The organism is Gardnerella sp. DNF00476, assembly GCF_049262735.1.
Taxonomy (GTDB): Bacteria; Actinomycetota; Actinomycetes; order Actinomycetales; family Bifidobacteriaceae; genus Bifidobacterium; species Bifidobacterium vaginale.
The window spans coordinates 385,350-403,202 of record NZ_CP058401.1 but is presented as its reverse complement, the minus strand read 5'-3'; the positions used below and the strand labels follow the sequence as shown (position 1 = coordinate 403,202).

Annotated in this window: 5 protein-coding genes; all 5 read left to right on the top strand. The window is 42.6% G+C overall.

What is annotated here, in order from left to right; all coding sequences use genetic code 11:
- Positions 1-25: 25 nt before the first annotated feature.
- The 5 genes from HXT25_RS01595 (at position 26) to HXT25_RS01575 (ending at position 17,588) form a co-directional block, all read left to right on the top strand.
- Positions 26-787: a hypothetical protein gene (locus HXT25_RS01595; protein WP_116437675.1), complete on the top strand. Its 762-nt coding sequence runs from the start codon at positions 26-28 to the stop codon at positions 785-787.
- Positions 788-1,082: 295 nt separating this feature from the next.
- Positions 1,083-6,014, top strand: a complete 4,932-nt coding sequence (locus HXT25_RS01590; RefSeq protein ID WP_422118612.1) for a PD-(D/E)XK nuclease family protein — start codon at positions 1,083-1,085, stop codon at positions 6,012-6,014.
- Complete coding sequence (locus tag HXT25_RS01585; RefSeq protein ID WP_422118611.1) at positions 6,007-10,185, top strand: UvrD-helicase domain-containing protein; 4,179 nt, start codon at positions 6,007-6,009, stop codon at positions 10,183-10,185. The genes HXT25_RS01590 and HXT25_RS01585 overlap by 8 nt, the downstream gene beginning before the upstream one ends.
- A gap of 87 nt (positions 10,186-10,272) precedes the next feature.
- Positions 10,273-10,944 (top strand): GNAT family N-acetyltransferase, encoded by a 672-nt coding sequence (locus tag HXT25_RS01580; protein WP_004573806.1) that lies wholly within the window; start codon positions 10,273-10,275, stop codon positions 10,942-10,944.
- 719 nt (positions 10,945-11,663) lie between these two features.
- Positions 11,664-17,588 carry a GA module gene (locus HXT25_RS01575; protein WP_422118610.1) on the top strand — a complete coding sequence of 1,975 codons (5,925 nt, stop codon included), beginning with the start codon at positions 11,664-11,666 and terminating at the stop codon, positions 17,586-17,588.
- Positions 17,589-17,853: the final 265 nt, after the last annotated feature.

Genomic DNA, 17,853 nt, shown 5'->3' with positions numbered 1-17,853 from the left:
AAAATTATTTGAAAGCGAGATAAGAATGAGCGAAACACTAGTCTTGGCGCGCAAAGATTACGTTACAAGAACCATGATTCGAATTATTGCAATAGTTTCGTCCATTTACGGAATGGCAATGTCTTGGGATTCAATGGCACTAACGTATTTTACGAATCTTTCTAACTTGATGATTTGTGTTGCGCTGCTTGGCTCGCTGATTTTAGACACGCGAAGTGCGCTTAAATCTAAAAACGATGAACAGAGTGAGCGCGCTGGAGCCTGGGTGGATGCAAAGCCAAACGCATGGTACATTTTTAAATTTATGATGACGATTTCAATCGCCGTCACTTTTACGCTGTACCTGTGCTTTTTGGCTCCTACAAATAAGCTCGGATTTGTTGGCGCGTACATGAACAATGGGTGCTCAAGCTTATGCGTGCATTTTATAACGCCGCTGCTTGCGATTTTTGACTTTGTTCTTTTTGATTACAAGTACAAGTCCAGCCGCGCGCACGTTTATTTTGCTACGATTCCGCCGCTCACTTACGTTGCGTACGCTGTGTGTTTAAGCGAGTTTGCTGGCGTGCGATGGGGAGAGCATGCTATGGCAGCGCCGTACAATTTTTTGAATTACAAGGCTCCTGCAGGATGGTTTGGTTTTGCGCCAAACACGTTTAATTCCACAACGCTTGGAGTGGGTGTTGTTTATTTGCTTGCCATTTTTACGCTGATTTTTATTGGCATTGGAATAGCATTTCTTGCGATTAAAAACGCTCGCGCTACGCGACTTTTTAGTCAACAATAGTGCGCTACGACCTACCTTTTCGCTTAGAGCGTAGCGCGAAAAGGTAATTCGGAGCGCTGAGCTTGCTTAGGGTTGAAAGCACGGTGTGCTTCTACGGCGGCGAAGTCGTTCGCACGGCTAATCCGTGCGAACGACATGACCTGCCATGTAGTGCGTTTGTACCTGATTTACGGCGTGTCTCTATACAATCACACTACATAAAGCTGTAGTGCGATTGTATCTAATTTGGGCATTTTTTGGTACAATCGCACTACGAGGTTACATACAAACTAAGCCAGTTGGTAGAATTGTGTTTATGTGTACGGAAGATTCTGCGCTGGCTGCTGTTCAATCGTTGCTAAATGGCACTCTTAAAAACACCAGCGAACGTCACACCAATGTTTTGTTGGTGTTTGGCGCTCCAAATTCTGGAAAGTCAAGTTTCGCTCTAAACGCTCTTCTATGCGGTTTGCGAGCTAATTGGAAGAATACGCAGGACTCTAAATACGATGAAGCCGTACAGCTTTTACTCAAACATGCGATTCGCACTGATTTTGCTATCGCCGCAGCCCAGAATCGTGCAACTGCCGCACGCATGTCTAACTACGTAATAAGCAATCTTGGTGTTTCATACCAGTCTCGTCCAGTTGGCACTCTTTCCGCTTTTGCATTCAGCCTGATTTCCGCACGAAATAAGCTTTTTGGAATACCATCTCCTAAATTGCTTAACGGCGCTGAACAAGATGCGATTCTTCGCGAAATAGTGCGAATGCATGTTAATCATGTTTTGCAAGGCGATAGCGGTGATTGCAAAATCTGCTCGCTTTTTAACGATTATTTTTCTGGAGAGTATTCTAAATCTTTGCAAGATGGTGATTATAAATCACATGATTCTTGGATTTACGTAATATCGCAGTTGCAAAACAGTGATAATCTTATGGATTCGTTCGACTCTACAGATTATCGGAATGCACATAATGCGCATAATGCTTATAATGCTTATAATGCTCAAAATACTCAGGATTTGCCAATAAATAGTGCTTTCATTCATCAACTTCGCGATATGCTCGCTCGGTTAGACGAAATGGGAATTGTAAGCGAATCTGCAGAGTTGCAAATATTAAATAGCCTTAATTTTCAGTCGCATTTGCAATCCGGCTCTAGTTCCGATTTGCTTGCAACTTTGCAGGCGGATTTGCAATCTTCTAGCATTGCTAATCGTTTGCGTGTGCAATGGAATTTGGCTTTTGCACTTCGTAGTCAGTATGCGGATTGTGTGCGGAAAAAATATCCAAATGCTTTTAGATTAGATTCTTCTAAACTTTTGGCTAACGGTGTTCAAATTTTGAATGAGATTTTTAAGAGTTTATATGATGATAATACAGAAGAATCGTCGGTTGCTTGCGACTATTCAGCTGACTCTTCAAAGGATTTTTCTAAAGAATTATTTGCGCTTAAATGTTCACTTCCACGTCTTTTGGTGGTAGATGATTTTCATGATGTAACACTTGCTGGACTTGCATTTCTTGAGTCTCTATCTAGTTTAGGTGTTCGTATTGTTTTAACGGCAAACCCAGACGAATCTGTGCAATCCTTCCGTGGATCATACCCAGATTATGTGGTTGAAGCTGCTCAGCATGGTGTTATGCAAGCAGCGGTACTTAAATGTGACTACAGGATTGACGGTGTAGCTGAGTCTTACAATGATCCCAATGATCCCAATGATCCCAATGACTATGTAGATTCTTCAAATACTTCAGATTTGCTAAAACAAAATAGTCACTCAATTCCACTGAGTCTTTTTTCATCTAGGGTTTCGCTTTCAATCCCTTCGCTTATGCCAACGCAAACGCCTATCGCCCGAAGGGCTTGGAAGATGGCAAATGTTAAAGGCGCTTTTCCTATAGAAAAAATCGAATCAAATTCGCAAGAAACAGAAAATTCTTCGGTTTCTGGCGACTTGTATCGTACTGCGCGCGAAGAAATGGATTGTGTTATTTGGCAAATAAAACGCGCTCACTTAGATCACAAAATCCCGTGGAAAAATATGGCTGTGATTGCTCACGATAATGCTACTGTTCGTGCTTTCGGCGAGCGACTTCGCAAAGATGGTGTTCCTGTGCGATACTCGTCCGTTACTCGCGCTCTCAGGGAAGAGCCGTTTATAAAAGCATTGTTTGCGCTTATTGAATTGGCGCAATTTAGCCAAAATAGCGTGGATAATTTAGCTAAAGACGTATCTTTAGGAACTCGCACTATTTCTTCGATTGCGCGTTTTGTGAAAAGTCGCATAAAAACCATAATGGATAGTCCCCTGATAGATTCAGATAATTATAATTGTGCTGATTTAAGTGCTGTAGAAGCGCTTATGCGTTCCATTGTCTCTCTTAGTGACATGGTTACATCTAAGGAAAATTCCCCTCTTAGCGTTCTTATAAGACAGTGGGATTTACTGCAAAATCAGCTTTTAAACAAGACTGATTCTAAGAATGATGGTTTGGATGCTAATTTTAACTTCGACAATCGTATTTTTGATTCAAATCCAAACCCTAATTCCACGCGATTTAGTGTTGATTCCTGCTATCTTCTGATAATTAAAGCGCTTATTGATAGTTGTGCTATTGATAAATCAATGGATTGTGATGATTTTAGTGTTGATTCCTGCGATTCTGATTTATTGGATAAGTCACCAGCTGATAAGTCACCAGCTAACCAAACTCAATCTGATCAAACTACAGAAATTTTTTCTGTTTTGCAAAAAATGCGCCCAAACAGTGTTCATCTTCGTACTTTAATGCGCGTTTTTAAAATAACGTCTAAACTGTCTAAGATTTTAAAACAAGATTTAGCAAAAATTCAAAATAGTGAAACAAACGAGGCTAGTTACATACTTGGGCAGGCGTGGAATCTTTGTAATTGCGCTAAAAAGTGGCAGATTCAAGCGCTTAAAAACAACGATGAAGGTCGTCTTGCAAACGATAGACTAGATGCTGCTATGCGATTATTTGAGTATGCTAATTCGTTTAATTACATAGATTCGCGTGCGGATTATTACGAGTCGTCGGTTGCTGGCGACTATTCTGCAGCGGCACCAACAATCACACAGTTTATTGATCAAGTTCGTCAAATGGAAATTGAAGCTGATTCTCTTGCCAGTGTTGCTCCTGTTCCTGATTCTGTAACGCTCACAACTCCGTCTGGCTCGGTTGGTTCTCGCTGGGATTATGTGTGGATTCCAGCCGTACAGCAGCGAGTTTGGCCAAATACTGCGGCTCGAAGCACAATGTTTGGGGCAGAAACTCTAGTAAACATGGTGTTAAATAATAGGATTTTCGGCTCAGTAAACCTTAAATCTAATAATTCTAAAAATTCATCATTATTAGATGAATACGCTAATCCTAATGGAATTTGCGTAAACGATAGACAAGCGATTTTTACTGGAGAGCAGCGAAGCTTTTTAATGGCGATTACGCGCGCCAACCGTCATCTATTTATAAGCGCGGTTAATAGTGATGATTGTGTTCCTTCTGATTTTCTCTACTACTATTTGCCAGAAATATATTGGCGTAATGCGGATGGAAGTAGTGAATACACTGATTTCTGTGAAGATTTTGCTGTAATGGATGCGGATCCTAGAGGGCTTGTTGCCTCGGCGCGAACACAAGTAGCGCGTGCAATATATGAATCAGAAAATAGTCACAACTTAGACGGAAATCCTACTGTTAAAGATGCTTTAACAGCGTTGAATCTTTTGAAAAATAATGGAGTGGATTCGGCAAATCCAGAAAATTGGGATTTTATTCGTAAAAATTACGGTTCTAAGACCGAAGAGAAATCTATTGAAACCGAATCAAAATCAAACTTAATCACACTATCTCCATCAATGGTGGATAGTCTTTGGTCATGTCCAGTCTGTTGTCTTTTAGAGCGAAAATTTGCAGGTCCTACACGTGGAGGAACGGCAGCACAATTCGGCACGCTTATTCATGAAACTGCTAGATGGGCAAGTCAAGATGAGCATTTAGACAACGAGTATTTACGCGAAAAATATCCACAATTGCAAGCGTTTGCTGCGATTAAAAATGACAAAGTTAGCGAATTGCCTGACTTTGATTTTTCGTTTGAATCTATAAGCGCTTTACAAAAAAAGGCTATTGAAGATGTTGCAAACACTATGATTGAGCATTATTATTCGATTTGCCCAAGCGATTCCAATATTTCAGACGTAAAAGACCGATATCGTTTTATAAAAAATGATTTAAATGTTCGACGAGCGCTTTATACGATTGCTCAATATTTTGTAGGTTCTTTAACTGGATCAAACTACCCGATTATGGCGAAAAAAGATGAAGACGGTGTGGTTACTGATATTTTACCAGCGTTAGAAAAGTCGAAGTCTGCAAAACCTACAATTGCAGACGTCGATTTGGGGAATCTTGAACATGTCTATTGTGAGTGTAATATAAATGCCACTTTTGGATTCGACGATATTTTAAACGCCTATAATCGTGCGTCTAAGACGCAAACAAGCTTGGAAGATCTTTATTCAATAATGGGATTCTTAGTAGGCGGATGGCAAAATGGCGCGTCTAGCGATTTGCGAGTGAGGATTCAAGGTCGAATTGACCGCATGGAAATTAGAAAGTTAAATGACAATACGGAACAAATTCGCTTAATCGACTATAAAACAGGAAAAGTTCCTAAAACGCAGCAGGTGTTTAACGATTTACAACTTATCTGCTATCAGCTTGGGATTGTGTTTTGTAACGAAAATGTTGAAGACGTTAAACAATTGCTTAAGTTTAAGCATACAAAAATCGCGCGAAGTGCGCTGTTTCACGTTGTATACAAAGATTCTCCTGCGCAAGATAATGGTGTTGCAGAAAACATTTGTCAGCCGTCTTTGTTTGGTGCTGATGGCGCGTTGAGCACTAAAGGACTGATAAGTCGATACAGGTATGCAGATGATAATCGTCTTTACGAACTTCCAGATATTGATGAGCAAAATCCTGCGGACGGTGTGAGCCAGAATGCGTGGTCGGATTTTGTAAACCTGCCTATGAGAACAAAATGGTCTCTTATGATGATATCTCGAGTATTCTTTGCTGCTTCTGCTGTTAAGTCAACCAGTTTTGTTGTTGAGCCAAAAGCAGACCATAAAAATCATTGCAGATGTTTAGATGTATGTCCTGGTTGCGCTGGAAAAGTGGACACGGTTTACGAAATGATTGAAGGTAAAAATGAATAATAACAACGTTAACGCCGTAAAATCCACACCTAATAGTGCTCCAAGTTTAGAGCAAAAAAACGTTATAGAAGCGCCGATTAATCAAGACGTGCTAATAGTTGCTGGAGCTGGCAGCGGCAAAACATACACTATGACTCGTCGCGTAATACATTTAATTAAAAGCAAAGTTCCGCCAGAGTCCATATTGGGATTAACCTTTACAAACAAGGCGGCTGCGGAATTGCTAAGTCGCGTTTCGGCGGAGGTTAGCGCAAGCGGTGCAAATGGCGCAAAGTCATTCTTAAAGCCAGAAGTTATGACGTACGACGCGTTCTTTCAATCAATCGTAAGAAGATACGGGCTTTTGGTTGGCTTTAATCAAAACACAATGCCATTAAGCGATGCTGGCGCGATGGAAATCATAAAAAGTATAATCGGAAAATATTTAGATAATCCACAAAATCACAATAAAAATTTAAACAAATTATATGATTTTGACACGTTATGTTCAGATGTTATGAAACTTTGTGCTGAAATATCATGCTCAATGATAGGTGTAGACGCGCAAGGAAACACTTGTTCCAGTGTGCCTCAAGCAGTACAAAAAATACGAGAGTGGAATAACGAATTTGCAGAACACTTAAAAAATGTCATAGGAAACAAGAAAGTCGAATCGCCATTACCTGCTAAATCACCAGCAATACCAAAATACAAAAAAGTCAAAAAAACTGCTGGAATGAGTGCGGAAGACGTTACAAAAACATCTTCAGAAAAATTTAAACAAGCGTGTAAAAAATACGAAAAATATTGGGATGATTCATGCTTGCAACTCTGCGTGAATCTATACAACTCATGTGTAAAAAGAGACATACTGTTAGATCTTGTTTTGCAATTTGACGCTGAAAAAAAGCGCGTAAACATGGCACAATTTAGCGATTTTACAATCGCAGCCTACTATTTAGTAACACATTTTCCTTCGATTTGTGCGCAATACAGGAATCAATATTCGCAAGTTCTTTTAGACGAATACCAAGATACTTCTACAACGCAAGCAATGCTTATAAATACGCTGTTTCATGCGGAGAATGATGCGGAGAATGGTGGAGATTTTGCGGCGTCAAAGCGTACACACGTTATGGCAGTAGGAGACCCATTCCAAGCAATCTACTCGTTTAGAGGCGCTTCAACTGGAGCTTTTTGCAAGTTTGAACAAGACTTTAATATAAATAAACAAAACAAATATTCGCTAACTGTTACACGCAGAAACTCGCTTTTTATACTAAAAGTTGCAAACGCACTAACTGAGCCGATGCGCGGAGAAAATGGCGATAATTCAACGCAAAACGCAAGTCGTAGATTTAGCAGCATTGATGATCGCGAAGTGCAAGTAGAAACCTTAAAGCCAAAAGAGGATGCGCCAAATGGCACGATTGCAGCGCTATTTATGCCATCTCAGGCAGAAGAAATCGACGCAGTAGTGCGATTTGCGCAAAAAATTATAGAAAAGCAGGAAAAGCAGGAAAGTCAAGGATCGCAAGTATCTCAAGTATCGCGCGAACCACAATTGGCAATACTATTTAGAAGTAAAGCAAATATGCCAAAATATGCTGAAAAATTAGAATCAGCAGGTATAAGAACAAGCATAGTAGGATACTCATCGTTAATCGAAAAGCCAGCAGTTAAAGATGTATTAAGCCTCCTAAAAGTAGTGCAAGATCACAGCGACTCAAACTCACTTATGCGACTTCTAGCTACACCGCGTTTTGCGCTATCTGCCGACGATTTGGGGGCATTAGCTGCAATCGCAAATAGCGCAAACACGGAATATCTTTACAACATTTACTCGTCGGCAGGATTATTAGAAGCAGATCTTCCTAAAAGTCAGTGGGATTCTGCCGTTCGCAATCTTAGAAACAAGGCGAATAGTGGGGAAATATCTGGGCAAGTCATAAATATTTATGGCGGAGTTTATTTAGCAGACCTAATAATGCGTGATTTTTCCACAAAAAACGACCAGTGGGTTAATCAAATGCAGCAAAAACTTAGCATTAGAGGGTTTGATGCAGTAAAAAGACTTAGTAAAATCCTACATAATGTAGAAGGCATACAAAGAAACTCGCTAACAAACGTAATGCAAGCCGCTGTTCAAGCTCTTAATGTAGACATAGATACAGCAGTGGGGTCTGCCTTAAAATACAAGGATTTTAGCAACCAAATCATACTGGACGACATGCGTAGTGTGTTAGATTCGCTAAATGCAATTGTAGAAACATATATTCAGGAAATGGGCGAGTGGCAGGACGTAAGTTTGCGCGGACTAATAAGCTGGATTGACTCAGCAAAAAATCTTGATTCTCAGTCAGGATCCTCTGTTTCATCTTCGTCTCAAACAGAACCAGCGCAAGTCGTGCTAATGACAGTTCACCAATCCAAAGGTTTGCAATGGCCTGCTGTTGCTGTAGTTGGGCTAAATGAGGGCGCTTTTCCAAGTAATCAAGGAGATTCGCTAAAAGTTGATGATAATGGGCAGGCAAGCGCTCGCATACCGATTGAGTTTGGTGCAAGCGTGCCTTCTGCGTTGCGCGTGGATGCCAACATTTTGCCGCATTTTCCGCATACAGTCACGCGCGCGGAGGCAATGCACCCAGAAAAAGCAATGCAAAGTTTAGATAGTGTGCAAAAGATTTTTGACGAGATTAAGCCAGATAGAATCAAAGCTTTGTGCGATTTTGCGGAGGCAGTTAAAGAAGTAGATTCTTGCGATTCTTCGGATTCTGGCGATTTTTTGAGCGAAGAAACGCGCCGCGTGTATAACGCGTATAAATCCCAGCAAAACGTTGATTCTATGCCATTTACGCAAAGTGAGGAGCGCGGAATTCAGCTTCACATGGATGAGCGTCACCTTATGTATGTTGCTCTTACGCGCGCAAAGTTCGCTGCTCTTTTAACAGGATCAGCTACATCTGGAGATAGCGCTCAAAGTGGCAGAAAGCGCAGTGCGTCAGTGTTTCTTAACGAATCAATAAATGCTATTAAAAATCTCAATGGAGCTATCGAAGGCCAACGCTGTGATTCAAATGAGGAAAATAAAACAGAATCGAAAGAATCTGAAGAATATGAAGAACAGGATGTTTTCGGTTTTATAGCTGGAGACGATGCTCAGGAATTTGCTGCAGAATTTAGCAAAATCGCGCCTCAGTCTGACTCATCAAGTTTAGAGCCAACACTTAAATGGCCTTGTACGTTGAGCAGTACTATAGAAAAATCCTTAATAGAATCAGCAAAACTCGTAGAAAACTGCGATTCTGATTTAGAATCCGTATACGATTCATCCATAAACACAAACCCTAAATCGTTGCTCTATAAGGCAAAAATTTTCATACAAGACGCGGACTTAACATCACAAAATGACTGCGACTATTCGCTAGAAGAATTAGCCGAAAAAGTGAATAAAATATCTAGCGGATCAAGACTAAACGTAACATCGTTGCAAAAAATAAGTAAAATCGCACAAAATGCAAAAACAAGCGTTTACAACAATCTATTGGCTTGCATTAGACCAATCCCGTCCATTCCTTCAATAGATGCAAACCTAGGCACAAAATTCCACGCTTGGGCGCAACAGTTTGTAGACTCAGCAACACCGAGCGAATCTTGCGCATGCTACGAGTGGAAAAACATTGTAAAACATGGAATATCGTTAGAAAAAACGCCTGAAAACAGACAAAAAGTTATAGATGATTTTAATCAAAGTTGCAAAGATTCAGATTCGCAAAGCTGCGCATTAAATCAATGGAAGCAACGGCTTATAGAATCGCGTTGGGCAAAACGAGTGCCGCTAGCTGCAGAAATGCCGATTTTAATGCAAATCGATAATACGGAATTTGCAAATAGAATCATCAACGGCACTTTGGATGCTGTTTTTGCAGGAGGACTAGACGCTAGCGATACTACAAAACTCTACACAATCGTTGACTGGAAGACGGGAAAGCGGCCAAAAAGCGCGGAAGATATTCGCCTAAAACTAGAGCAGCTCGACTGGTATAGGATGCTGCTAGCGCGCGCAACAAACGTTGATTTAAGATGCATTGACGCCACTCTTTACTACGTTAGCGAGGCGCGTGCGGAAAATCGCGAGATTCACGCATTGTGTAAAACGCGCGACGAAATTTTGAGTGAAGCGTCTTTTTAAAATCAACTTTTTTGATAATCTAAAAGTAGAATATAAGCCGATTTAAGTTAGTAAAAGTAAAATTAGTAAAAGTAAAAGAAGGACAAAATGACGGTTGAGTTTCGTCCAGTTAAAATTAACGACATTGACGCAATCGTAGAAGAATACGAGCGCACATGGGGGATTGCGAATGCTGTTGGAGCAGACGCTTCGCGCAATCTTTCTAGGCGATTCGTGCTGCACTATTTAGAGCCATCCACGTTTGGAACTGTTGCAACGATAAACGGCAAATTTATGGGACTTTTGCTTGCGCGCGTGTATGGAGATAAAGTGCTGTTTAAGCAAGTTAAGAAGATGCTAGAAGAGCAAGAAGCAAAGATGTCTAGCAAAGGCGATTCTTCGCACGCAAAAGCGTTGGATTCTGCGATTGGCATGGGCCAGATTGAGCGCAAGTTAGAGGCGATGAGCCATATTAACGACTTGACTCAGGCAGAGTTGGAGCTTTTTATTGTTTCTCCAGACGCTCGCGGGCACGGAGTCGGTGGCGGATTGTGGAAGCGCACAATGCAACATTTGCGCAGCCGCGGAGTGAATCGCTACTTTTTGCACACAGATACGGCTTGCGATGTTAGTTTCTACGATTATCACGGGCTTAGGCGAGATGCTACGTGGGCTAAAAAGGATCATGAGAAGTATGCGAACCGCGTAAAAGATCTTGTTGAGGACTTGTACATATATTCGGGCGAGCCGTTTGTAAACCGCACCAAGCGCTTTGACTGAGCTTGAAATTGCATAACGCATTTCAAGCTCCTTCAAAGCGTGATTTGGCACATAAAGTCCAGTGGACTTTATGTGCCAAATCAGCCGAACGGCTACTAATAGCCGTGAGGAATATAGCGCTGAGCCGCTTAAGTGTAAAGTCCACTGGACTTTACACGCGACGAAGACGTGAGCGCAGCTAATCTGCGCGAACGACATTCTCTGTTTACTGTTGCGCGAGGGCTGTGTGTTTCTACGTTCGCGCGGTCTAAGCGCGCTCGCGCCTTCGCTTGCGTTGAAAGCACACTGTGCTTTCAACTTTGAGCAAGCTCAGCGAATCGAAGTGACTTCTCGCGCATTATGCAGCTCGAAGTCGTCGATTCGCACAACGCTCTGCCTCTTACGTGTTATCTTGTGTTGCGGTTGTTCCGTTTTGGCTTTGATTTTGTTTTTTGGTTGAAGTTTGTTTGTAGTGGTTGATCATTTGGATTATTTGGTATCGGCTGCCGCTCTTATATTGTTCGACCAAGAATCACCCAGCCCTCTTACATGCTTGAACAATTGCGTGATTTTCATCACCGAGATTTTTGTGTGTTGTGCGCGTTAATCATATAAAATTCATCATACGAATTAATCTTAAATTGTATAAAACAATTAGTAAAATATGACTTGCATAGTTATGTGGATTTTGCGGTCTGGTTGGCGCATTAATCCAAAGAGTAAGATAATGGAGTAAGAGTATGTCTAAGAAGATTCGTGTAGTTAAGCACTATTCTGGCGTTAATTCTGGTGTTGGGGCTGATTCTCAGCCAGTTCTTTCAAAGAGCGTTTGCGCTGCAATGTTGACTGGCGCAATGGTGCTTGGGGGGGGGGTATTCGTTTCCTCACCTGCCTATGCTGACGGTTATGTAGACGGCACTGGCAACAACATTTATTACGGTTATAAAACAGACGCAAGTTATACAGAAGCTCGTTTCCACATAGAAGTGGATTATTACGATACTCTTGAGCATGCTCAGGCGGGCAAGGATGAAGGTAAAGACCCGCTTGGAAAGTTTGTTCGCGTTCATTATCTTTCTAATTGTGCCAAAAAAGACGGCGCAGCTGACGATTGGCGATTCCGCCCAATGTGGTGGTATGGCGTTCCAAAAGGCTTGAAGAACGTTCAAAATATTACGTATACGCGCGTTGAAAAACTAACAAATCAGCGCGGAAATCAGCCGTTTGTGCCAACTGGCTCTTCGCAGTTTACGTTTACAGATACAAACGGCTACGGCGTTGTGTCTAAGAAAACATATCCTACTCCAAAGCAGTGGAAAAGCATCTCCAACTTCTACTTTGATGAGCAAAATGTGCTTGCAAGTAAGGGATGGAAGCAGCTGCTTGGTCTTAATGGGGGAAGTTACGATAACGCTGGAAATACGGAGAGCCAGTGGAGTGTTTACCAAGAGCAAACCGCTGGCTTGCAAGGCATTTTTGTAGACTGGGAGTCTGCAGGGCAGCGATTCTACGATATGACTTATGTTGGCGAGATGACGGATGATGCTTGGCAGAAGCGCGATGAGAATCCGCTTCGTTTTGCTGCTGGCGTGTATCGTTTTGCTGGTAACTGGCACTATGCTGTTGGTCAAAAGCACAATACGCCAAAGATTGCGGACCATTTGAAGCTTAACTATCCAGAGGTTACGAAGGTTAAGAAGCTTGATGCGCTTAGCACTGATGAAAAGGGTAAGGTTCAAGAAGCAATAGAAAATGCTAATCGCGGAAAAGCTGGTTCTCAAACTCTGTTTGATGAATTAGTTAAAGACGGTCAAGACGGCATTGTTATAAATAATGACGGCTCTGCAACTATCACATTTAAAGACAACACTAAGCGCATTATGCCAGCTAGCTTGCTTGTTTCTAAAGACGAGTCCGATAGCGATAAGTATAAGCCAACTTTGCCTGAGCGCACGCCTGTAGTGAATTTGAAGAAGCTCACGCCTGATGAAAAAACTAAAATTCGTCAAGCGATTATTGATGCTAATGGTAAGGGAACTCCAAACGATTTCTTGAAGCATGTGAAGCAAACTAATAGTCAGTATGACTTCAAAGTTAATGAAGATGGTTCCGTAGAAGTTACGTACGAGGATGATTCAAAACTTACTATTCCTTCTACAGATTTGGTGTTCCAGGGGCCAAAAATCTCCGACTGGGCGCCGTATGTTGTGCCAGATGCGATTGAGGTTGACAACCTTCAGCAGATTTCTCAAGAAGAGATAACCAAGATTGTCAATGCTTTTGATACAGCCAACACTGGCATAGCGCCGTATGACGAGGCAAAGACCAACAATAGTGGTAATACGCCTGTGTCGATTGATAAGACCACTGGCGACGCAACAATCACGTGGAAGGATGGTTCTAAGACTACTATCGCCGCGTGGCAATTCCTAAAGCAGAAGCCAAAGACTACGCCATCTCCAGAGCCTCAGCCGCCTGCTCCAACTCCTGCTGCCGAAAAAGAGTTCATTGTTGAAGCGCCTCAAAACCAATCAAGTGTTGATTTCGATCCGTTTAATGCAAAGGAATCCGACTTAACAGATAATAAGAATAAACAGGCTCTTACAGCAATTGAAGGCGTATTGAAAAAGTGCGCGGCAAAAGATGCAAAGGACAACAATACATCTGTCACAATCAAAGCTGTTGAATTTAAGATAGTAGACGGCAAGGGCGTAGTAGTATTCCACGCTGACAAATACAAAGACGCTACCTATCCAATGAGCGTATTCCTTAAGCAAAAAGCTAATAATCAAACGCCTCAGACTCCTTCTACGGAAACGAAGACGGAAAATGGTCAAAATGAGCACGATACCTTTAAGTATAAGGTTACAAAGACTCAGATTAATGGTGATACACCAACTGCTCAAGATGCTGTGAAAGCACTAAAGCAATTTGTAAAAGACAATTACGATAACGTATCTGATAGTGATTTAGCTTCTGTTGTTGACAGCGTTACTGCTAAAGCGACCTGGACTCCAAAAACTGGTACTCGCAATATGGGTGCGTATGACGCTAAAAAACCTAATGATGGCCCAGTGACTTCGTTTGATATTGATACCACTAACGGCTACGCTATCAAAGTTAATGGTCACCCTTGGGCTGACAATGATGATGGTGGCGATTGGGATTCTGCTATGGAAGGAACTCTGTTTACCATCAAACCCAGCGATTTGTATGTTAAAAAGGGAAATACTCAGCAGCAAAAAGACAATACGATTGACAATCTAAAGCAGCAAGCTAAGGATCTGCTAGATAAGCGTAAAAATAAAGATAAGCTTTCTAACGAAGATTTGAAGCGCGCTGGCATCGAGGACCCTGATCAACTGAATGATGCCAAGATCGATGAAATGGCGAAAGGTCAAAAGGCTGAGAAAGACTTGCGCGATCTTATTCGCAAGCTCACCGATGCCAAGAAAGCTGAGCGTAAATATCACGCTATTGCAGAAGTTGAAGTTGCCGACCCAGAAAATCTGTCTGAAGCTGATTTCAAGAAAGCTGCGGAAGCATTCTTAAAAGCCAATTACGATGGTACGGGTTCACTAGCAGGAGATAAGGCGCCGTATACCGTTCCTACGGGTCTCACGCCAAAAACAGATACTGCCTTAATGGAGCTTGCATCCGATACTAACGCGACAGGTATTTCATCGATTACATACGCAAACAGTGATTTTAATACGCTTATTTTCACTGACAAAAATAAGAAACAGCTGTTTACTGTTTCTGTAAAATACAAGAAAAAGGCGGAAACCCCTGCACCAACGCCTGATGCACTTGCGCAGATGAAAAAGGACGCTGAGCAGCAAATCGACCGTAATCCTAATTTAACGAAAGACCAAAAAGAAGATTATAAGAAGCAGATTGAGCAAGCAACCACTGTCGACAAGATTAAAGAAATTCTAGATAAAGCTGCTCAACAGGGTAAAGCGAACCAAAACGATCCGTCAAAGAAGCAAACTATAACCGACAACAAGGGTGGTAGTAACGCCAAGCAGGAGAAGGAAAAAGAGCAAAAAGAAAAGGATAAGAAGGAGCGCGAAAAGAAGCAAGAAGAGCAAACCACTAAGGATAAGAAGAGTGCTAACGACACTATTGATGGTCTTAGTGATTTAACTAAAGATGAAAAGGATAAGCTCAAGGAAAATCTGAATGGAAAGAGTGGAGATACTACCAAGCCTGGTGCTAAGACTCCTGAAGAAGTTCAGCAGATTGTTAACGAAGCTCAAGCTCGAAATGCTGCTCGCAAAGCTATTAAGGATGAGTTACCATTCTTAAGCCACGGCAAGGGAGAAAGCGACAACGATGATAAGGCTCTTAAGGAGTTAATCGGTTCTGATCCAGCTAAGAAGGATAGCACGCTTACCGATTTGGAAAATGCTTTGACTGCAAAAGACGCTACTGCAGAAAGCATCAATAAGGCTCTTAAAGCAGCCAAGCGCCAGAACGCAATTAATGAGCAGAATGCAAAGAATGCTGGTATTGCGAAGCTTGATGCTAAGAAAGCAGAACTTGATGCAGCATACAATTCTTTGACTGAAGATCAAAAGAAATCAGCTAAAGAAAAGTACGATGCTGCTATTCAAGCAATTAATAATGCTGAATCTGCTGTTAACCAAGCAACAAAGCCTTCTGACATCAAGACTGCTGTTGAAAGCGTGAAAGATGAAACCATCAACGATGCAAATAAAGCAATCGAAGATGCTAAGGGCAAGCGCGATACTTCTGGTAATACCAACGATAACGCTGATGCTCTAACTAAGGAAAAGGAAGCTCAGAAGAAGCGTATTCAAGATAGTGATCTTCCCGATGCTGAAAAGAAGAAGGCTATTGATGATATCAACAATGCAAAAAAGCTTGGCGACCCAACGGGTATTGCTGATCGCGCGCTGAAAGCAAAGAAGATTGCGGATGCTCTAAAGAAGATTGATGAATTTAAGCATTTAAACAAGGCTCAAAAGGATGCTTTCAAGGCGATCATCAATGGCACTGATGCTGGTAATCACAAGGACGATAATGGCAAAGATACTGGTGTTGACGACATTGACGATGCGCTCGCAAATGCTGCAAACACCGATAATGCTATGGCTCGTCTTGAAGAGTTGAAGGTTATTGCGGATAAGTTTGCTAAGGGCGAAAAGTACAAGAACGGTGATTCTGCAAAGAAGACTGCATTTGATAATGCTTCTACTGCAGCTGGTGCCGTGCTTGACAAAGCTAAGGGCGATCCTAAGGATGCGGATCAGGTTAATGAGCTGTACAAGGATCTTCTTAAGGCAATGCAGGATCTTGACAACACAGTTAAGGGTGCAGGCGTTAAGACCGATGCTCTTGCTGCGGAGATTGACTCCGACAAGAACTTGAAGCCAAGCGAAACTGATCCTAAGACTCCAGGCGATTCTGTTTACAACACTTCGTCTAAAGAAAAGAAGGAAGCGTTTGACAAGGCTCTGAAGGATGCAGAAGCTGCTTTGCAAACAGCAAACAGTGATAATGAGGATGCTAAGAAGCCTACTTCCACTCCGCTTACTCCTGATCAAGAAGCTCAAAAGCAGAAGGCTGTTGACGAAGCTCTAGACAAGCTTATTAAGGCTCGCCTTGCTTTGGATGGTGTTAACACCAAGCCTTTGCAAGATGAGATTGATAAGGACAACAAGGTTAAGAACTCAGATAAGTATACGTATTCTATTAAGGATAAGAAGACTGCGTTCGATACAGCTTTGAGCGAAGCTAATGAATTAATCAAGAAGCTGACTGGCGCTGCCGATCAGCAAGCACAACCTGGTCAAGGTACTCAACAGCCAGATCTTAGCACAAAGGAAGCTAAGCAGAAGGCTTTGGATGCGGCTTTGAAGAAGTTGCAAGACGCTGCTAAAGCTCTTGATGGCACGAAACCAATAGAGCCAACTCCAAATCCAAATCCAACTCCGACCCCGACCCCGACCCCAAGTCCGCTTCCAACTCCTGGTGCCGGAACTGATAATCCTGGTTCTGGTAATGCTGGTTCTGGTTCTGAAGCAGGTTATGGTGTGAACGATAATGCGCCTACCATTGTAGATAAGGGCGAGTTGAACATTCAGATTGATAGTGCTGAAACTGATTCTAAGCCTGGCAATGCTGGAGCTGGTAACGCTGGTAACGCAAACGCTGGCTCAGCTACAGGCGCCCAGGGTGGTGCAGGTACATCTTCAGGCTCAGGAATGGGCACTGGCACTGCGGGCGCAGCCAATGCAGGTGTCGACAACAAGGCTGTAAATAACGCTGTAGAAAACGCTCCAGAAGTAAAGCAAGCGGATGCTGCTGTTAAGCAGGCTGCTGCTACGCTAGACGAAGCTTTGGCACAAGCTAAGCGCGTTGCTGCAGATCCGCATGCAACGCAAGCGCAAGTTGACGCTGCTGCTGTTAAGCTTGCGGATGCTCGTAAGGCACTTGCGGATGCTCAAGACAATGCTGCAAAAGTGCGTGCAGCTGTTCGCAGCCGCGTTATAAAGGGCATGCGTTCTCGCGGGAATGCAGGCGTTGCTGCGGGCGCAGACGTTGCTACTGCTGGATTGATGGCAACTATGATTGCTGCAATTGGAGGAGCGTTTGTAACTCGTCGCATGCGCGCAATGCACGCTAATCGCGACTAGTGTTTAGTTGCTACTTATGTAGGTCGTCGCGCGACGACCTACATAAGCGCTTAAAGCGTAGCGCGCGACATTTCCTATTTGTTGTTGCGCGAGGTTTGAGTATTTCTCTCCTCGCAGGCGCGACGACCTGCCTGAGCTCTCAAAGCGTAGCGCGCGAAGGCAATTCGGAGCGCTGAGCTTGCTTAAGGTTGAAAGCACGGTGTGCTTTCAACGCGAGCGAAGACGTTCGCGCGGCTAATCCGTGTGAACGATGTGACGGGTTTTG